This is a genomic window from Nostoc sp. (assembly GCF_036919575.1).
Taxonomy (GTDB): Bacteria; Cyanobacteriota; Cyanobacteriia; order Cyanobacteriales; family Nostocaceae; genus Nostoc.
This window is the reverse complement of sequence record NZ_JBALBY010000007.1, coordinates 18191-37030: the sequence shown is the minus strand read 5'-3', so window position 1 is coordinate 37030 and position 18840 is coordinate 18191. Positions and strand designations below refer to the sequence as shown.

The 18840-nt window shown below is 41.2% G+C and carries 16 protein-coding genes; 8 read left to right on the top strand and 8 right to left on the bottom strand.

Going from position 1 to position 18840, the window contains the following annotated elements; all coding sequences use genetic code 11:
• Positions 1 to 28 precede the first annotated feature (28 nt).
• Complete coding sequence (locus V7K27_RS02660; protein ID WP_334944033.1) at positions 29 to 5527, top strand: trifunctional serine/threonine-protein kinase/ATP-binding protein/sensor histidine kinase; 5499 nt, start codon at positions 29 to 31, stop codon at positions 5525 to 5527.
• A 514-nt stretch (positions 5528 to 6041) separates the two neighbouring features.
• Here the strand turns inward: V7K27_RS02660 and V7K27_RS02655 are convergent.
• Complete coding sequence (locus V7K27_RS02655; RefSeq protein ID WP_334944031.1) at positions 6042 to 6224, bottom strand: hypothetical protein; 183 nt, start codon at positions 6222 to 6224, stop codon at positions 6042 to 6044.
• 128 nt (positions 6225 to 6352) lie between these two features.
• Between V7K27_RS02655 and V7K27_RS02650 the strand changes: the two genes are divergently transcribed.
• The gene (locus V7K27_RS02650) at positions 6353 to 6730 is read left to right on the top strand and encodes a hypothetical protein (RefSeq protein WP_334944029.1); all 378 of its coding nucleotides are present in this window, start codon (positions 6353 to 6355) and stop codon (positions 6728 to 6730) included.
• Positions 6731 to 6772: 42 nt separating this feature from the next.
• Here V7K27_RS02650 and cysK read toward each other — a convergent pair whose 3' ends face one another.
• Positions 6773 to 7720 carry a cysteine synthase A gene (gene cysK, locus V7K27_RS02645; protein ID WP_334944028.1) on the bottom strand — a complete coding sequence of 316 codons (948 nt, stop codon included), beginning with the start codon at positions 7718 to 7720 and terminating at the stop codon, positions 6773 to 6775.
• Positions 7721 to 8997: 1277 nt separating this feature from the next.
• Between cysK and V7K27_RS02640 the strand changes: the two genes are divergently transcribed.
• The 6 genes from V7K27_RS02640 (at position 8998) to V7K27_RS02615 (ending at position 12201) form a co-directional block, all read left to right on the top strand.
• Entirely contained in the window at positions 8998 to 9420 is a 423-nt protein-coding gene (locus tag V7K27_RS02640; RefSeq protein WP_334944026.1) for a hypothetical protein, read from the top strand.
• Positions 9421 to 9459: 39 nt separating this feature from the next.
• The gene (locus V7K27_RS02635) at positions 9460 to 9741 is read left to right on the top strand and encodes a hypothetical protein (RefSeq protein WP_292753941.1); all 282 of its coding nucleotides are present in this window, start codon (positions 9460 to 9462) and stop codon (positions 9739 to 9741) included.
• Between the two features lie 2 nt (positions 9742 to 9743).
• The gene (locus V7K27_RS02630; protein WP_334944022.1) at positions 9744 to 10055 is read left to right on the top strand and encodes a hypothetical protein; all 312 of its coding nucleotides are present in this window, start codon (positions 9744 to 9746) and stop codon (positions 10053 to 10055) included.
• 263 nt (positions 10056 to 10318) lie between these two features.
• Positions 10319 to 10681, top strand: coding sequence for a hypothetical protein (locus tag V7K27_RS02625; RefSeq protein ID WP_292774660.1), 363 nt, complete (start codon positions 10319 to 10321; stop codon positions 10679 to 10681).
• Between the two features lie 148 nt (positions 10682 to 10829).
• Positions 10830 to 11837: an LLM class flavin-dependent oxidoreductase gene (locus V7K27_RS02620; RefSeq protein WP_334944020.1), complete on the top strand. Its 1008-nt coding sequence runs from the start codon at positions 10830 to 10832 to the stop codon at positions 11835 to 11837.
• Positions 11827 to 12201 carry a hypothetical protein gene (locus V7K27_RS02615; protein ID WP_334944018.1) on the top strand — a complete coding sequence of 125 codons (375 nt, stop codon included), beginning with the start codon at positions 11827 to 11829 and terminating at the stop codon, positions 12199 to 12201. Before V7K27_RS02620 ends, V7K27_RS02615 begins: the two co-directional genes overlap by 11 nt.
• 221 nt (positions 12202 to 12422) lie before the next feature.
• Here V7K27_RS02615 and hypB read toward each other — a convergent pair whose 3' ends face one another.
• From hypB to hypF, 6 genes are all read right to left on the bottom strand, one after another.
• Positions 12423 to 13235 (bottom strand): hydrogenase nickel incorporation protein HypB, encoded by an 813-nt coding sequence (gene hypB, locus V7K27_RS02610; protein ID WP_334944016.1) that lies wholly within the window; start codon positions 13233 to 13235, stop codon positions 12423 to 12425.
• Entirely contained in the window at positions 13226 to 13567 is a 342-nt protein-coding gene (locus V7K27_RS02605) for a hydrogenase maturation nickel metallochaperone HypA/HybF (protein ID WP_334944014.1), read from the bottom strand. The genes hypB and V7K27_RS02605 overlap by 10 nt, the downstream gene beginning before the upstream one ends.
• Before the next feature lie 13 nt (positions 13568 to 13580).
• On the bottom strand, positions 13581 to 14684 hold the full coding sequence (hypE, locus tag V7K27_RS02600) for a hydrogenase expression/formation protein HypE (RefSeq protein ID WP_334944011.1): 1104 nt from the start codon (positions 14682 to 14684) through the stop codon (positions 13581 to 13583).
• 69 nt (positions 14685 to 14753) lie between these two features.
• Positions 14754 to 15938, bottom strand: coding sequence for a hydrogenase formation protein HypD (hypD, locus tag V7K27_RS02595; RefSeq protein WP_334944009.1), 1185 nt, complete (start codon positions 15936 to 15938; stop codon positions 14754 to 14756).
• A 164-nt stretch (positions 15939 to 16102) separates the two neighbouring features.
• Positions 16103 to 16363, bottom strand: coding sequence for a HypC/HybG/HupF family hydrogenase formation chaperone (locus V7K27_RS02590; RefSeq protein WP_334944007.1), 261 nt, complete (start codon positions 16361 to 16363; stop codon positions 16103 to 16105).
• 79 nt (positions 16364 to 16442) lie between these two features.
• Positions 16443 to 18791: a carbamoyltransferase HypF gene (hypF, locus tag V7K27_RS02585; RefSeq protein ID WP_334944005.1), complete on the bottom strand. Its 2349-nt coding sequence runs from the start codon at positions 18789 to 18791 to the stop codon at positions 16443 to 16445.
• Between the last annotated feature and the right edge of the window lie 49 nt (positions 18792 to 18840).

The following is an 18840-nucleotide window of genomic DNA, read 5'->3' as shown; positions in this document are numbered from 1 at the left end:
AAGAATGCTTACATAGCAATAAAAAACAATGACAGCCACTTTAGCCGGTTATCAACTCGTCGAAACCCTTCACTCTGGTAGCAAAACCGTCATTTATCGTGGACGGCGAGAAACCGATAACGCCTCTGTCATTGTCAAAACTCTCCTGTGCGAACATCCACCCCTAGAAGACATTGCTCGACTACGCCACGAATATCAAATCATTGAGCCACTGCGAATTCCTGGCATTGTTAAAGCCTACGAGTTAAAGAATTATCAGCATGGTCTGGCTTTGGTTTTGGAAGATATTCCGGGTTGCTTGCTCAAAGAACTGATTGCAAATCAAACAACCACCTTGATTACTTTCCTGAAGGTGGGGATTAATCTGGCACATATTTTAGGAGAACTGCACGCCCAAAAAATTATACATAAAGATATTAAGCCGCACAATATTTTAATTAATCCCGAATCTTTTGAAGTCAAACTGATTGACTTCAGTATCTCCTCGCGCCTTGATCAAGAAAATCCCACTTTGAGCAATCCTAATTTGCTTGAAGGTACTCTTGCCTATATGTCGCCTGAGCAAACAGGCCGAATGAACCGCGTGTGCGACTACCGCACCGACTTTTATTCGTTGGGTGTCACCTTATATGAAATGCTGACGGGTACTTTGCCGTTTGATGCTGCTGATCCGATGGAGTTGATCCACTGTCACATTGCCAAAATGCCAGCCGCACCCTGTCAAGAAACTGTGTGTCGCGTTCTGGAAGATGTGCCAGAGGCGATTAGTGCAATTATTTTGAAGTTATTAGCGAAAACAGCAGAGGATCGGTATCAAAGCGCTTGGGGACTGAAAGCGGATTTAGAGGAATGCTTGTTTCACTTTCAAGTGACTGGCAAGATTAAAAACTTTGTGCCAGGAAGACAGGACAAATCAGGGCATTTTTTAATTCCGCAAAAGCTGTACGGACGCGAAGCAGAAGTAGCAACATTGATGGCTGCATTTGAGCGTGTGGCAACTGGTAGCAGCGAACTCATGCTCGTTTCCGGTTATTCAGGGATTGGTAAAACGAGTGTTGTTAATGAAGTTCATAAACCGATTGTGGGAGCAAGGGGTTATTTCATTGCAGGCAAGTTTGACCAGTTCAAGCGCAATATTCCCTATGCGTCGTTGATTCAGGCGTTCCAATCTTTGATTCAGCAATTACTTACCGAAAGCGTTGCCCAAATCCAAGGGTGGAAAGAGAAACTATTAACCGCGTTGGGAGAAAACGGGCAAGTTATTATCGATGTGATTCCTGAAGTCGAGCTAATTATTGGTGTTCAGCCACCTGTAACCCAATTGGGAGCAACAGAATCTCAAAATCGCTTCAATCGCGTCTTTGGGCAATTCATTGGGGTATTCACGAATCAAGACCATCCCTTAGTTGTGTTTCTTGATGACTTACAGTGGGCAGATTCGGCATCGCTGAACTTAATTGAGCTATTGATGACAAATAGCGATGGCAAATATTTATTTTTAATCGGGGCATATCGTGATAATGAAGTCTCGCCGACCCATCCACTGATGATGAGTTTGTCCAAGATTCAAGCATCTGGTGCGGTGGTGGATAACATCGTTTTGGCACCATTGCAGTTAACGGATGTGGAAGCGTTAATTGGCGATACGTTGAATCACGTAGAACAAAGTCAACCACTAGCAGAATTACTATTACACAAAACCGGCGGCAATCCCTTCTTCTTAACGCAACTGCTGAAAACCCTGCATCAAGAAGACTTGTTAACATATAACTTCGAGTCTGGGGTGTGGCAATGGAATATCCAACATATTCAAGCGATCGGGATTAGCGACCTGAATGTGGTTGAACTGACAGCGAGAAATATTCGTAAACTCTCATTAGAAACGCAAAAAGTCCTGAAACTGGCTGCTTGTATTGGTAATACGTTTAACTTAGATGTATTGGCGATCGTTAATGAAGCATCTTCTCTCACAACTGCGGCGCAATTATGGTCAGCGCTGCAAGCTGGGTTGATTTTGCCGTTAAATCAGGATTACAAGATTCCCTTAGTGTTTAATCAGGAGGAATCTGGCGGAATTGTCTTGACAGATATCAAGGTTGATTATAAGTTTTTACATGACCGAGTACAGCAAGCAGCTTATTCTCTGATTCCCGATGACCAGAAGAAAGCAACGCATCTGAAAATTGGTCAATTACTGCTGCAAAATACTACACCAGAAGAACGCCAAGAAAATGTATTTGCTTTAGTTAATCAACTCAATTACGGGACTGATTTACTGATATCTGAAACAGAAAAATATCAACTTGCAGAACTCAATTTCATCGCTGGTCAGAGAGCTAAAGCAGCCACAGCGCACGATTCCGCTATCAAATATTTGCAAGTTGGTTTAGGACTGTTGGCATCTGATAGTTGGGACAATCAATATGAACTGACATTAGTACTGCACTCAGAAGCAGCAGAGGCAGCTTTTTTGAGCGGTGATTTTGAAGGAATGCAGAAATTCGTTGAGATCGTCCAAAACTGCGCCAAAACGCTGCTGGACAAAATTAAAGTGTATGAAGTCCAGATGCAAGCTTACGTCGGGCAGAACAGGCTGCTAGAAGGGGTTAACACGGGGCTAGAAGTTTTAAAGCTATTGGGAGTAGAGTTTCCCCCAGAGCCAAACTCATCAGATATTGGGCAAGCACTAGAAGAAACTGCGGCCATTTTGAATGGTTTGGGAATTGAGGATTTAATTGATCTGCCTCAAATGAGCGATCGCTATAAACTAGCAGCCATCAGAATTTTATCAAGTCTCTTTGCTCCTGCATATATTGCAGCCCCACAACTGTTGCTGTTGACGTTGTGCAAACAAGTAGATTTATCCGTCCAATATGGCAATGCTTCCGTGTCTCCCTCTGCTTATGCAAATTATGGTCTTCTGCTTTGTGGCATTGTGGGAGATATTGATTCAGGTCATCAGTTCGGTCAATTAGCTTTAAATTTATTGTCAAAGTTAAATGCTCAAGAAATCAAAGCCAAGACAGTCGTCACAGTAAATATATTTACCCGACATGGGAAAGAGCATCTTAGAGAAACCTTAGAACCTTTAGTGTCAGCTTACTCTATCGGCATGGAGACGGGAGATTTACAATGGGCTGCCTTTGGTTTAATGCTTTACTCCTATTTCGCCTACTTTAGCGGCAAAGAACTGACTGTCCTTGAAAGAGAGATAGCAGGCTACAGAGATGTTGCTAATAAAATGAAGCAAGAAATAGCGGTTAGTTATATAGAAATGTATTGGCAAGCTATCTTAAATATGCTCGGAAAGAGTGAAAATCCCTGCGTTGTAAAGGGTGAAGCCTACGATGAGCAGATCGGGTTGCCATTGCTCCTGCAAGCGAACGACAAAACGGGACTTTACTACATATATTGGAACAAACTTTTACTTAATTACTGGTTTGACAATTACTCAGAAGCGATTGAGAATATTGCGATCGCAGAGAAATATTTGGACGCAGTGGTAGGATTACCCCTGATTCCTCTATTCCATTTTTACGATTCTTTAATACGGCTAGCGGTGTATGGCGATCGCTCAGAGTTAGAGCAACAGGAAATTAGCGATCGCGTCCAAGCTAATCAAGAAAAAATGCAGAAATGGGCGCATCATGCCCCAATGAATTATTTACACAAGTTCTATTTAGTAGAGGCAGAAAGGCATCGTGTTTTCGGCGAAAAACTCGCAGCGATGGAGATGTACGATCGCGCCATCGCTCTGGCTAAAGAAAACGAATACATCAACGAAGAAGCGATCGCTCATGAACTCGCTGCTAAATTCTATTTGTCATGGGGTAAAGAAACGATTGCTAAAACCTACATGACAAATGCCTACTACGCCTATAGTCGTTGGGGGGCTGTTGCTAAAGTTAAAGATTTAGAAGTACGTTATCCGCAATTGATTGTGCAATCAAACACAGAAAAGCCAGAAACGAATTACCTGCAAACTATTCAAACAAGCTCTACAACTACTGGAGGCGCTCATATTCTTGACTTCATGACAGTGATGAAAGCTGCACAGGTACTATCAGAAGAAATGGTGCTAACTCACCTGCTTCAAAAAATGATGAAGATTGTCATCGAAAATGCTGGCGCTCAACAAGGTTACTTTATTACCAAACACGAGAATCAATGGCTGCTAGAAGCGACGGGAATGCTTGTAGGTAAGGAGATTAGCGTTGTTGTTAACGCAAAGGACAAAACTAATTCACCCTTACTCCCGGTTGCCTTATTCAATTATGTCGAAAGAACCAGAAGCAATCTGGTTTTAGATAATGGTGTTAAAGACTCCCGCTTTGCGGCTGATGCTTATATCACCACTCACCAATCTAAATCGATTTTGTGTCTACCTTTGATTCACTCTGGTAAGTTTACTGGGATTATTTACCTGGAAAATAATCTGATTTCTGGTGCTTTTACTCCAGAACGGGTGAAAGTGCTGAGTTTATTGATCGCACAAATTTCGATTGCGATCGACAACGCCCGTCTCTACAGCAATCTGCAAACCTACTCGCAACAACTGGAAGCCAAATCACAAGAACTCGAAGCTAAAAACGAAGCTTTCCAAGCATCCGAAACACGAGAGCGAGAAAAAGCTGAACAGCTTGCACAATCGCTGCACAAACTCCAACAAACCCAGGCTCAACTTGTGCAGACCGAGAAAATGTCAAGTTTAGGGCAACTGGTAGCAGGTGTTGCCCACGAAATCAACAATCCGGTCAATTTTATCTTTGGCAATCTGACCCATGCCAACACCTACACTCAAGATGTGTTGGGACTGCTGGAACTTTACCAGAAACATTACCCATCGCCTCATCCAGAGATTCAGCAAGAAGCTCTGGCAATTGATTTGGAATTCTTGCTAGAAGACTTACCCAAGCTACTTTCCTCCATGCGGGTTGGGGCAGATCGGATTCGCCAAATTGTCGCTTCCCTGCGAAACTTCTCACGCATGGACGAAGCCGAGATGAAAACCGTTAATATTCATGACGGCATTGACAGTACAATCATGATTCTGCAACATCGCCTCAAACCAAAGTCAGATCGTGTCGGTATTGAGCTTGTTAAATACTACGGCGATTTGCCCGAAGTGGAATGCTATGCAGGGCAGATGAATCAAGTGTTTATGAATGTGTTGAGTAATGCGATCGATGCTTTGGAGGAGTCATTAATGAACAATCAAGAACAAATAATAACTCCAACTATTAGTATTTACACTGAACAAATTGATGCCGATCAAATCGAAATTCGGATTGCAGACAATGGTCTAAGTATACCAGAGTCCGTTCGGGGACGCCTGTTCGATCCTTTCTTCACCACAAAACCTGTGGGCAAAGGCACAGGTATGGGCTTATCGATTAGCTACCAAATTGTCACCGAAAAACATGGTGGTTCACTCTCTTGCACCTCAGAACCCGGCGAGGGAGTCGAGTTTCAAATCCGCATTCCAGTTCGCCAGGAAGTCCGTGACAACGTTGCTGTTGGCGTCTAGAAGGTGAAATACGGCTGCGATCGCTTAACTTTGTTGACACGCATGAGCAATGCTGCGCCCCTACGACAGATGTGGTTAAAATACATGATTTCTGCTGTAATACATATAGCAATACGGTTCAGTTAAGGCTAAAACTCTTTGTAAAAGTCATTTTTTTAACGAACCGCAAAGGCGCAAAGGACGCAAAGAAGAGAAGGAAGAGAAGGAAGAAATGCTTAACTGAACTGTATTGATACATATAGAACTTACGCAATAACTCTCTGAAACTTTTATTCCTTTGCGTCCTTTGCGACGGCAGTCGCTACAACGGGGAGCCACTGCGGTGGACGGGTTCCCCGGCATAAAGCAAGTGGCGGGGGAACCCCCGCAACGCGCTGCCTCTCCTTTGCGGTTCGTTTTTTCATGATTTTGCGTAAGTCCTGACATAGTTAGCTTTGCAATGAAAACCGTCCTTTTCGACTTAGACGATACTCTTATCCGCCATGACGCTGCGATTAGAGGTGCATCTGAAGAACTACTTCTCTCTATCTAGCTTCTCTTGAATTGCTTCACGGCAAAATTCTGGAGGGTCGTCCTTAGCCCTTACCTCCTCCTTCATTTCCTTGGTGACACGCAAATGTAGATATTCAGTTAGTGGTTGCTCTCTGTCCGTGGTGAATGGCTTTAAATTATCTGGATTACCTTTATTTTTAGACATTGTGTAGAAATATGAATAAAGTCATTTTCCACATGTATATCAGTGGAGAATGTTTAATCGGTGGTGTTCACAGTCAGCAAAACAAGTTCACCACCGATACCACTTTTATCAAGAGGTAATTCTATTTTATGTTCACACGGTCAGAACTCGAAATCAAAACCATTGGTGAGTTGAAAGACTTGTGTAGGCGTTACGGACTAAAGCCTACTGGGAATGGGGGATACAAGATTAGTTGGATTGTTTCTTTGATGGCATTCCCACAAATAGCGATCGCTCAATTAAGGCAGGGAAGAGGGTTAAAGTCCCCAGGTTTTAGCGTTATTCAATTCCTTGAAGGGGTGGTAGATGAGATGAACTCACCCACAGATGAGCAAGCCGCGCTGATTAAGCTGACGATGGAAGGTAAAGTGATGAACTATCCTGACCGATACGATCAGGAAAACCTGCTGAACTTGCACAAGGCTAAGATGCACCTTGAGATGGCTATCGGACTGCTAAACCAATAAATCAGTTTACCTTAGTCAGTGCTGAGGCTGAAAGTATTGATTTTACGGTAACTTGTCCAAGTCTTGAAACATGGGTGTGCTGAGGTAACGTTCGCCAAAGGAAGGCTGAATCATCACGATTAAACGTCCGGCATTTTCTGGACGTTTACCTACTTGAATTGCGGCGCACAAAGCTGCACCAGAGGATATCCCAGACAATAAGCCTTCTTCTTTTGCTAAACGGCGTCCATAGGCGATCGCTTGTTCATCGCTGACTCTAATTACTTCATCAACCAATTCTAGGCGGAGAACATCTGGGATAAATCCGGCGCCAATACCTTGAATTTTATGTGGACCGGCTTCACCACCAGAGAGGACTGGGCTGTTGCTGGGTTCAACTGCGATCGCTTTAAAAGTCGGCTTGCGCTGTTTGAGTACCTCTGCAATCCCAGTAATCGTCCCACCAGTACCTACCCCAGCAATGACGATATCTACTTCCCCGTCTGTATCTGCCCAAATCTCTTCTGCGGTGGTTTCTTGGTGAACTTTGGGATTCGCAGGGTTGCGGAACTGTTGCAGCATAAAAGCATTAGGAGTATTAGCCACAATTTCTTCGGCTTTGCGAATTGCTCCCCGCATTCCCTCAACCCCTGGTGTCAACTCCAAAGCTGCACCATAAGCTTTAAGCATAGCCCGTCGTTCTTGGCTCATTGTCTCTGGCATTGTCAAAATCAAACGGTAGCCACGCGCAGCTGCTACCATCGCTAGAGCAATACCTGTATTACCTGAAGTAGGCTCAACTAAAATGGTTTTTCCAGGGGAAATTGAGCCAGCTGCTTCTGCTGAGAGTACCATACTTAACCCAATGCGGTCTTTCACCGAAGCCGCCGGGTTCATGCCTTCTAATTTGACAACTATCCTTGCTACTACTCCCTCAGCTTGGGGAATCTTGTTCAGTTGAACTAAAGGAGTTCGTCCGATAAGTTCTGTTATGTCTTGAGCAATCCGCATTATTTAACTCCTAAAATCCCAAATCTTAGTACAAAGTATTTACTTATAACAATAAGCTTTTGTGTATTGAATTTTTAGTTTAGTGGCAATGAGTGCATATACTATGTATTCTAACTAAACCACAAAATATGAAAGTTTAGGAAGAACTTTTATCAGATGTTCCCATTGATTATCACTTCAATAGAGGTCTAGCTCACCATACTTGTATTTTACCATTTGCAATTGCTGACTATTATCTCTTGGGCTGAGATTCGGTTACTTTAATTCGGGAGCTTCTCAGTTTTCCAAATATACCAGGTGAAAAACAAGATTCTTGCTCCCTCTCCTTGGTAAGGAGAGGGTTGGGGTGAGGTTTTGGCTTTTTAGACTCATTGAGATACTCGCCTTTAATTCTGTATATATGAATAATTTTTACCATTATTTTCTATTTGTTATGGAAATATAATTTACTTTCAAAATATTTAATTGTTTTTCCTAATTTATTAGTCTATCTTGATCAGGAGACATTGATATTGTCTTTTGAGTGCAGGTTTTGTCCGCCCAAAACTGCATCAAAAACAGTCCCTTAACCATTGCCTACATTGCTTTGAGGTTGAGTGCAAAAATACCAGAACCCCACCTCGGAAATACTAGAACCCTATCCCAAAAACACTAGCACCCATACCCCAATTAATTTTTGTAAGACTTATCAGGTAGGAATTACAGGCTTTGAGTACTATTCTAATGAATTTAATAATCTTAACTGGGCTGGGGTAAACTGTTTTGTGGAGAGCGGCTGATATAAATCGTATAGGATTTACGCAGAGATTCCCCTCTACCCCCCAACATTCCTGAGCGAAAGCTTAGTGAACTAGGGGGGACTTCTTAATCTCTCTTTTGAGAGTAGGATGGAACCACATTCGGGGAATGTGAGTGCGTTATTTCTGACTGATTAATCCGATATTTTGTGAAAAGTTTGGTAACTTTTTAGCCATCATTGGTCAGTGGTAATTAGAAAAATAACTGACAACTAACGATTGTGAAAATTACCGATTACACATATTTTAATATCAAAACTGTTTGAGAGGTAGAAATATATAGGGAGCATCTCAGTTTTGCAAATATACCAGATGAGAAACAAAATTCTTGCTCCCTCTCCTTACCAAGGAGAGGGTTGGGGTGAGGTTTTACAAGGCTTTTTACACTCATTGAGATGCTCCCAAGATATACCTACTTTAGATAAACAGCAAAAGATATTTTCTTTCTGGGTGCATACTACCTAGCAAGGGAGAGCCAAGATGAAAACCAAACTTTTAAATGTTCTCACAGTTTGTGTAGTTACCTTAGCAGTGCTTTCTCCAGGACTAGTAGTATTTGGCATAGTTTGGGAGCGACATCTGGAGTTAGTAAAATCCCAGAATTTAGCCTGCGAAGTCAACAAGACTAGTACAGATACTCCCGCCTTTGCTCCCCAGACAGAGGGTACACATTCCTCTCAGACTAGCATCCAATCCTCTGACCGTAATGTGGTTCATCAAATGCTGACTGTTGCTGAACAATATAAATTTGCCACTATCCTGCAATGGTTCTTCTTGTTAACCCCTATTTGTGTTGGCTTAGGGATTCTCTTTTATGACAGATATCTTGTTCATCGTGCGGCTGTTTTAAGAGAACAAGTTGAAATGTTGGAAAGACTGTGGCAGCAAAGTATCGAACAGTAATCAACTCACAATTTACTCACTCAAATCACCAAATTTACCATGACAGAACAACGCGAACAGCTGTATTTTAATCTGATTGATGAGTTACTTAAATGCCCTAATGGTCAAGAACCAGAAATTTTGGAATCTAAGCCAGAATTGATTGATTCTGGTCTAGTACAAACAATGTTACAAGTAGCAACTATGTTTGCCCATGAAGGTAATCAAGATGGTGCCCAATTTTTATTTTTTGTGGCGCGTGAATTAGCTAAAGAATTGGGTTTATACCCGGAAGTTCCCAATACTGAAGTTGCAAATCCTGAAGTTGCAAATAAGGAGTAAAAATGCTGTTGACATCAACGGATGCGGGACAAATTGCTTTAGAACTGCTGATGGCAGATTGGAATATTTCAGAAGAGGACAGAGAGTGGTTCACAATCTTTAACTCTCGTCTGATTGGCGAGAGTTGGTACACTGTGGAATTAGGTGTAGAAGGATTTCCCGATAGGTGGTTTATTCAAGTATATGACAATGGAGTGTGTGACCCAAACTATACATTTATTTCACCTATCGGCGGTTCTGAACGATTTACGGACGTTATAAATGTGCCGGATATCATAGCAGAGGTCTTAGTTTGTGAACGCAATGCTCGATAATAATAATTAAAAATCCAAAAGTTAGAATTCAACACCATAGTATTTGGGAGCATCTCACCTTTACAAATATACCTAGCGATTAGAAATCGCGGCTACACAAACAAAGTGCGCCTTCGCGGACTGTATGAAATGCTTTACGCAAATCTGAGGTGATACCAAATAAGGTACGCCTCTTTTTTTGTCTAATTTTAATATTTTATTTAAGTCTATTAGGTTATTTTGTCATATTTAACTGACAAAATTATGTTATATTAAATAGCGTGATGGACGCTACAGAAATATCAGTTCCAATGATTGCTGAAGATATCTTAGCCAAAGAATTCACAAGAGTCGTCAACCATTACTACCCGCAAGTTGGGGAATTGCTGGATGGGTGTTATGTGAAAGTCATCACCTGTTTTTGGGGACGACCTGCCAGACGTTTGCAATATATAGGAATTTATTGCTCTGACGAAATGATTTCCTGTGTGCAAGCTCAAAAAGAAATACTCAGAGAAGTAGCAAACAATATGGGTCTAATCCAAGTTGTCTGCATGAATGCCAAGCGATTGTTGCGCGATCCGATGTCGAAGGTCAAAGAGAACAACCCACGCCTATGGTTGGAGTTGCAGTGGGTTGCAACTTAGTGATTAATCGCATTAATTGAGAGGGGTAAATACTTTTGTAGAGAGGACTTTATTCCTCAAATATTTAAGCAGTAAAGTGCTTACTACAAACCTATCGACCACTAGAATAACCAGCACCTATGGTGAGTACAAAGTATCAACGCAACTAATGAAAACTGGAATTTTCTGCAATTACGATAATTTTCACCAAGATGCTCGTCGTGCCATCTTTGAGCAAACCGCACTGGTAAAACAGGCTGAAAGCTTAGGTTTTGAAGAAGCCTGGGTGAGTGAACACCATTTTAGTGAATCCAATCTCAGCCCGTCCATGTTGGTGTTAATGGCACACTTGGCGGGATTGACTTCAACTATCCAATTAGGGACTGCGGCGGTGTTACTGCCATTCCATAACCCGATTAGGGTAGCGGAAGATATTGCCACTTTGGATAACCTGTGCAATGGACGATTATTATTTGGGGTTGCTAAAGGCGGTCCCTTTCCTCAACAAAACAAGCATTTTGCGACACTACCGAGTGAATCCCGTCCCAAGATGCTAGAAGCGATCGCATTGATTCAAAAGCTTTTATATGAAACTGATGTATCATTTAATGGGCAATATTTTCAATGCGATCGCCTGACAATTTACCCAAAACCATTGCAGAGTAAAATACCAGTGTATGTTGCCACTGGCGGTGATGACGGTATCGAGTTTGCCGCTAAACATTCCTTCAGCTTGATGGGTGGGCCGCCATTTTCTCTAGAGAGATTGAAGGATACTGTTGCCAAATATCGAGCCTTAAATTCTAGTGGTGCGGAAAACTTTGTGCTAGCACGCTTCTTTTTTGTTGGCAAAACATTTGATGAGGCAGTGAGTGAAGCGTTACCTTTCGTTCGCCAATTTAGCCAGAAAATGAAAGCTAATTCGGCTGAAGTATTACAGAATAGTGCGAATCCCAACCAAAAACCATTTGATCGCACAAACATTTGTTTCGACGAAGATTATTTGATTGAAAACTCAATTATCGGTGATGTGGAGACTTGTCGAGACAAAATCAAGAAATTTCAGGACGAATTAAATTTAGGTACGCTAGCACTCAAACCCTCGTCTGCGGATATGCAAAAAAACCTGGAGAGTTTGACGCGCTACAACCAAGAGGTGCGAAATTATGTCTTCTAAACTATACCTGCTTCCTCCCGATGATTTACCTCCCACTGAGGTAACGAAACAGGATGGAATGCTGCAAATGGAGCTAGAACAGTCTACTGGGAGATGCTTTTATCTAGCGTGCGATCGCATTACGCGAGTACTGTTATCTAATTGTCAGTGGTATCTCACAACAAATGCTACCATTCTAACATTAATTATTGACTGCCCTGACATATTATCTTACTGGCATATTGTCAGCAATATTCCCCAGTTGGGTAATAGGTTAGAGCGGTTTGCTAAGAATGGGAAAATTCGCGTTTATCCGCCATTTGGCAAGGGCATGCCGTTTGAAATCAGCGTAAATGAAATATCAGCTTATCGAGATTGGCTTTGAGGTAAATAGGCATGAATTGGGAATCACAAAAAATATAGCTTATTCATCCTTATCGCTGTCTTCCACCCTGTACTCATAAAGTGCAGGGTGTTGCAATTTTAGAAGAGTTACAATATCATCTATATTTTTATTTCAAAGAGGTATTTTGGGCTGGATAAAAAAGGTTTTACTTTAAACCCAGAGGAACGCAAAGGAAAGCACAGAGGGGCGCAAAGTTTTTGCTATGACGATAGAGTTAGCCATGCATACCAATTCTCTAACCCAGCACCAGTCGTTGCAGAAACCTGAAAAATCTGAATTTGGGGATTTACTTGTTTAGCATATTCTATGCACTTTTGCACATCAGAATCTACATAAGGTAGTAAATCAATTTTCGTGAGAATCATTATGTTACTAGCACGGAATATATGCGGGTATTTTATCGGCTTATCTTCTCCTTCAGTGACGGAGAGAATCACGACTTTTGCATTTTCTCCCAAATCAAATAAGGCTGGACAAACCAAGTTTCCCACATTTTCAATCATCACAACTGAGTTTAGTGGCGGATTCAGTTGTTGTAAACCCCTATCTATCATTGATGCATCTAAATGACAGCCTGTTCCGGTGTTGATTTGGATGACTTTACAACCTGTTTCTTTAATTTTTTTGGCATCATTAGCAGTTTCTTGATCGCCTTCAATGACACTGATAGATAATTGATGCTTTAAATCATTAATGGTTCGCGTTAAAAGAGTTGTTTTCCCAGCACCGGGAGAACTCATTAAATTTAGGGCGAGAATATTTCGACCTTTAAACCATCCCCGATTTTGGGCAGCTATTAAATTATTCTTTGCCAAAATATCCTGTTCTAAGGATATTGTTGTGTTGTGTATTTCGCTATGAATTTGAGACGCTTCTACGGGACTGTGAGAATGAGTGACGATAGTACCATCTGGTAAAGTGTGAGTATGATGATGGTTATGTTCTGCTTCACCTGTTTCCATATTGGTAATTTTAGTTTCGCCATCATCAGAACAACCGCAGGTTACACACATAATTCCTCTATTTCTATTTCTTTAATTTTCAATTCTTCACCAGTAATTAAATCTAATTGCACGCTACCGCAGCTACAGATACCAAATGGTTTATCTAGAACATTTTCTGCACCACATTGCCGACATTTTGCTAAACCGGGGATTTCTAAAATTTCTAATATCGCCCCTTCTAAAACTGTACCTTGAGTGCAAATATCAAAACAAAATCGGATAGCGTCGGGCATAATGGCTGAAAGTTTACCTATTTCTAATAAAACTCGCTGCACTTTTGCACCTCTGGCGTGTTCAGTCACAATTGCCACAATATTTTGAGTGATTCCGAATTCGTGCATACTATAAAATCTATTAACAAATTCGTGGTAATTGGTCGCCTACCAGCATATCAATAATCCTTTCAGCACCAAAAACTGTTTTTAACAAAACTATACCTGGAGGTGAAGGAATAACTTCGCCAATAATACAAGCATCTTTACCTGCTGGGTGAGATTTCATGGCGGATAAAATATTGTCAGCATTCTCTTTTGGAACCACCACCACTAACTTACCTTCATTAGCTAAATACAATGGGTCTAAACCGAGAATTTCACAAACTCCGTTGACTTCTTCACGCACTGGAATAGATTCTTCATAAAGACGAATTCCCACATTAGAACTGAGGGCAAATTCATTTAAGACTGTGGCTAAACCACCGCGTGTAGCATCTCGCATAGCATGAACTTGGGGACATACATGGAGAATAGTTTCTACTAAATTATGTAACGGCTGACAGTCACTTTCAATATTAGTCTCTAAAGCTAATTCCCCACGGGCAATTAAAATTGCTGCCCCATGATTACCTATTTCACCATTAATTATTACTGCATCTCCAGGTTGAATATTGTGGGCGGAAATACTAACTCCTCGTGGAATGATACCAATACCAGCAGTATTAATAAAGAGTTTATCGGCAGCACCGCGATGTACAACTTTTGTGTCACCAGTGACAATTTGAACACCAGCTTTTTTTGCGGCTGCTTTCATACTGGCTGCAACACGCCGCAAAGTTTCTACAGGCAATCCTTCTTCTAAAATTACGCTACAAGTTAAATATAAAGGTTTAGCACCGCTAACAGCTAAATCATTAACTGTACCGTTGATAGCTAGTTCTCCTATATCACTACCGGGAAAAAATAACGGGTCTACAACATAAGAATCTGTAGTAAATGCGAGTCTGTCTCCTTGTTGTAGAAGAGGCGCTAAGTTGAAGCTAGCTTGGTCTTCTAATTGTGAGAGAATTGGGTTATCAAAATTGCTGACAAAGATATCATCTATTAAATCACGCATGGCTTTACCACCGCTACCATGTGCGAGAGTTATATGAGTGTCTCGCACTTTACCTTGGCGGCGGCGGACTTGTTCCATTTTTTGAAATAGGGGATTTTGTATTGAGTTTATGGGGTAAATATTCATATTAAAATTGAGGATTTTTTTAAACGCAGAGGAACGCAGAGGGAAGCGCAGAGGTACGCAGAGTATTATTTAGTCTGAGATGAAGCCGCAGGCGGGGAGAGGTTCTTGAGTTATAGTTACTTTTGGTTTTTGGGCGATTGTTCTTTTGGCAATTGTAGAGAGTCGCCCATATTTGTAATAGGCTGCACAAGCACCTTCGGAAGATACCATGCAAGTACCAATGGGTGTTTCTGGTGTGCAAGCTGTACCGAATACTTTGCACTCCCAAGGCTTTAAGATTCCTTTGAGGATTTCTCCACATTTACAAAGTTTATGGTCGGCTACTTTAAGATTAGGAATGGTAAATTTAAGTTCGGCATCAAATTGAGCATATTCAGGTTGAATTTGTAATCCTGAATAGGGGATGTCACCTAAGCCGCGCCAATCAAAACTATCTCGCACTGCGAAAACTTTATTTATAGCTTGTAGCGCTACTGTGTTCCCGCTTTTTTCGACAATTCGGTTATATTGGTTTTCAACTTCACAACGATTTTCTACTAGCTGTTGCAATAACATCCAAATTGATTGGAGAATATCTAAGGGTTCAAATCCTGAGACAACAATTGGTTTATTATATTGTTGGGAAATAAATTCATAAGGGTCAGTGCCAATTACCATGCTGACATGACCCGGGCCAACAAATCCATCCAGTTGCAAGTCGGGATTATCTAATAATGCTTTGAGGGCGGGAATCACAAGGACGTGATTGCAAAACATACTAAAGTTATGAATTTCTTCGGCTGCGGCTTGCAGGATGGTGAAGGCGGTGCTGGGGGCTGTAGTTTCAAAGCCTAAAGCGAAGAAGACTACTTCTTTGTCGGGGTTATCTCTGGCAATTTGCAGGCTATCTAGGGGAGAGTACACCATACGGATGTCTGCACCTTGTGCCCTGGCTTGCAGTAAACTCGTTTTGGAACCGGGAACTCGCATTGCGTCGCCAAAGGTGGCAAAAATGACGTTATGATTTTGGGAGATTGCGATCGCATCATCTAATCTCCCTTTTGGCATAACGCATACTGGACAACCAGGCCCATGAATTAGTTCAATGGCTTGGGGTAATATTTCTTCGATACCATATTTAAATATGGAATGGGTATGTCCGCCGCATACTTCCATGATTTTGATGGGTTTTTCTAGCTGGCTGCATAATTTGGCGATTTCACGGCGTATAGCTTCAGCTTTTTCTGGTTCGCGGAATTCGTCAACATATTTCATAGGATGTGTATCAGTTAATTTCGCTTTTGTGGTAAGGAGTTTTTTTTAACGAACCGCAAAGGACGCAAAGGGCGCGAAGGAAGAAAGAAAGAAAGAAAGAAAGAAAGGCATGAGTTTTAAACTTTTTCTCTGTGCCTTTGGGTGAGACGAAAACAGTCTATTATTTAAGTACTAATCCCTGTTTGTGCTGCTACTAATTCTTGGAATAGTTGTAATGTTTCCGCCGCTTCTTGTTCGTTAATTCGATTCATGGCAAAGCCAACATGCACTAGCACCCAATCACCAATACAAGTTTCGGGTGGATGTTGTTCATCTACGATACAAGCAATATTTACTTGGCGCTTAACTCCACCAATGTTAACTATGGCTAATTTATGGTTAACGTTGGTAATTTCTATAATTTGTCCGGGGATTCCTAAGCACATTATTTTTTTAAGATAAACGAACCGCACGAGGCAAGAGAGACGCAGAGAGATTTATTTATGAGACAAAGTTTTTCAATTATCAACACTCATGTATCAATTGTGCGGCTGCAATAACTGCTTGTCCTAAAGATAACCCGCCATCATTAGCTGGAACTAAACTGTGAGTCAGTACTTTTATTCCCAATGTTTGTAATCCTTTGCTAACTTGCTCTAACAATATACAATTTTGAAATACTCCTCCTGTTAGGACAACCTGATTAATCAGATTTTCTTGACAAAGATGCTTAACCATTTCCACAATCGTATTCGCTAAACCTTTGTGAAATTTGTCAGCCATAATTGGTTGTGAAATCTGCTGCTGTAAGTCATTGAGCAAGGCTTGCCACATTGGACGCGGGTCTATACAATAAATACTATCTAAAATGCTAAAACTAAAAGGGTATATTAGCGTTTCTTTATCATTATTTAAGCTCCTAACATCTACTATAGCTTCCATTGCGATCGCAGCTTGTCCTTCATAGCTACATTCTTCACGGCAAATACCCATAGCCGCAGCCACTGCATCGAACAATCGCCCCACTGAGGAAGCTGGAGGAGAGTTAATCCCTTTCTCTATAAGTTGATTGAGTAGTTTTAGTGGCTTTTTATTCAGAAATTTTACTATTTCTAAATCAGCATATTGTTGTTGGCAATCATCCCAAAGTTTAGCAGATATTAATTGAGTATACGTATTACGCCAAGGCTGATAAGTTGCTTGTTCACCACCAATCATTGCTACTGATTTAAATGTTGCTAATCGTTTAAATTTCCGGTAATCTGCTAAAATAAATTCTCCGCCCCAGAGTGTACCATCATCACCGTAACCTAAACCGTCTAAAGCAATGCCTAATACTGGAGGTGAATCTAGATGAATACCATTTTCCGCCATGCAAGCGGCGATATGCGCGTGATGATGTTGAATTTGATAAATTTTAATTTTATTTGTATCCGCAAGTTCTTTACCAAGTTTGCTTGAGATATATTCAGGATGTTTATCAATGGCAATTACTTCTGGCTTATGCTCAAATAAATTTAAGTATAAATTCAATGTATCTTGGTAAGCATTAAAAGCCGCAGCATTTTCTAAATCTCCCAAATGTTGAGAGAGAATTGCTTCTCCTTCACGCAATAAGCAAAAGGTATTTTTTAACTCACTACCCATTGCTAAAATTTGTGGTACATTATGAAATCCCGGTGGTAAACTAATCGCTGCTGGTGCATATCCTCTGGCACGGCGAATTATTTTAACTTTATCGCCGACAACACGCACAACCGAATCATCTACCCGATTAATAATCTCCCGATTATGAAAGAGAAAATAATCAGCGATTGTCCTTAACTTTTCTCTGGCTTCATCATTATCAATACATTGCGGTTCATCAGCAAGATTGCCACTTGTTAAAACAATTGGGCGATTCATCCGCCGCATAATTAAATGATGTAAGGGCGTATAAGGTAGCATGAAACCGAGGGTATTTTGCCCTGCTGCAATTGACGATGATAGTTGTTTTTTACCTGAAGCCTGTAGCAAAACAATTGGTGCAGCCGCACTTGTCAATAATTCTTTTTCTTTGACATTGACAGTACAATATTCTTCAATTACTTCAATATCTCGCGCCATTAAAGCAAAGGGTTTATGATAGCGCCTTTTACGCTGTCGCAGTTTTTGAACAGCAGCTTCCTGAGTTGCATCGCAAGCTAGATGAATACCACTTAACCCTTTAATTGCTACAATCTCACCCTTTTGCAACAGGGTACAAACGGCATCAACATCATCTAGCATGGAGAACATAGAAGCAGTAACCGGTTTACCATCGGCACGTTCTAACCAAGCTGTGGGGCCGCAAGCATGACAAGCTATAGGTTGAGCGTGAAAACGGCGGTTTTCGACATCATGGTATTCCTTTGCACATTCGGGACACATGGCAAACGCAGACATACTGGTATTGCATCTGTCGTAAGGAATGGCACGAATAATACTCAGGCGGGGACCGCAATGAGTACAGTTATTAAAGGGGTAGCGATAAAAGCGGCTAAAGGGGTCGAATATTTCTTGTTGACATTGCGGACAACTGGCTGCGTCAGGAGTGATTTCTGTTTTAATGGCATTACTGACACTATTAGAAATCACAAAATTATCAAATTTAAATTCACCTTCATAAATAATTCTTGTTAGTTGATTAATTCTTGCCAACGGTGGACATTCTCTTTGCAATCTGGCAACAAATTCGGTTATTGCTTCCTCACTACCAGATACCTTAATTAATACACCTTGACCATCATTACAAACATCTCCACGCAAACCGCAGGCTTTAGCAAGACGATATACAGTAGGGCGAAATCCTACTCCTTGAACAGTACCACGAACCCTTATTTCTTCAGTCGGCATAAAAATGTGACTTTCCAAAATTACGAATTAAGAATTACGAATTACGAAT

Bases quoted from the DNA above. Each gene is read 5' to 3' on its own strand.
- V7K27_RS02650 (WP_334944029.1), top strand. From the start codon at position 6,353: ATGTTCACACGGTCAGAACTCGAAATCAAAACCATTGGTGAGTTGAAA.
- V7K27_RS02640 (WP_334944026.1), top strand. From the start codon at position 8,998: ATGAAAACCAAACTTTTAAATGTTCTCACAGTTTGTGTAGTTACCTTA.
- V7K27_RS02625 (WP_292774660.1), top strand. From the start codon at position 10,319: ATGGACGCTACAGAAATATCAGTTCCAATGATTGCTGAAGATATCTTA.
- hypB (WP_334944016.1), bottom strand. From the start codon at position 13,235: ATGTGTGTAACCTGCGGTTGTTCTGATGATGGCGAAACTAAAATTACC.
- hypF (WP_334944005.1), bottom strand. From the start codon at position 18,791: ATGCCGACTGAAGAAATAAGGGTTCGTGGTACTGTTCAAGGAGTAGGA.
- V7K27_RS02615 (WP_334944018.1), top strand. From the start codon at position 11,827: ATGTCTTCTAAACTATACCTGCTTCCTCCCGATGATTTACCTCCCACT.
- V7K27_RS02620 (WP_334944020.1), top strand. From the start codon at position 10,830: ATGAAAACTGGAATTTTCTGCAATTACGATAATTTTCACCAAGATGCT.
- V7K27_RS02635 (WP_292753941.1), top strand. From the start codon at position 9,460: ATGACAGAACAACGCGAACAGCTGTATTTTAATCTGATTGATGAGTTA.
- V7K27_RS02605 (WP_334944014.1), bottom strand. From the start codon at position 13,567: ATGCACGAATTCGGAATCACTCAAAATATTGTGGCAATTGTGACTGAA.
- V7K27_RS02590 (WP_334944007.1), bottom strand. From the start codon at position 16,363: ATGTGCTTAGGAATCCCCGGACAAATTATAGAAATTACCAACGTTAAC.
- V7K27_RS02660 (WP_334944033.1), top strand. From the start codon at position 29: ATGACAGCCACTTTAGCCGGTTATCAACTCGTCGAAACCCTTCACTCT.
- hypE (WP_334944011.1), bottom strand. From the start codon at position 14,684: ATGAATATTTACCCCATAAACTCAATACAAAATCCCCTATTTCAAAAA.
- hypD (WP_334944009.1), bottom strand. From the start codon at position 15,938: ATGAAATATGTTGACGAATTCCGCGAACCAGAAAAAGCTGAAGCTATA.
- V7K27_RS02630 (WP_334944022.1), top strand. From the start codon at position 9,744: ATGCTGTTGACATCAACGGATGCGGGACAAATTGCTTTAGAACTGCTG.
- V7K27_RS02655 (WP_334944031.1), bottom strand. From the start codon at position 6,224: ATGTCTAAAAATAAAGGTAATCCAGATAATTTAAAGCCATTCACCACG.
- cysK (WP_334944028.1), bottom strand. From the start codon at position 7,720: ATGCGGATTGCTCAAGACATAACAGAACTTATCGGACGAACTCCTTTA.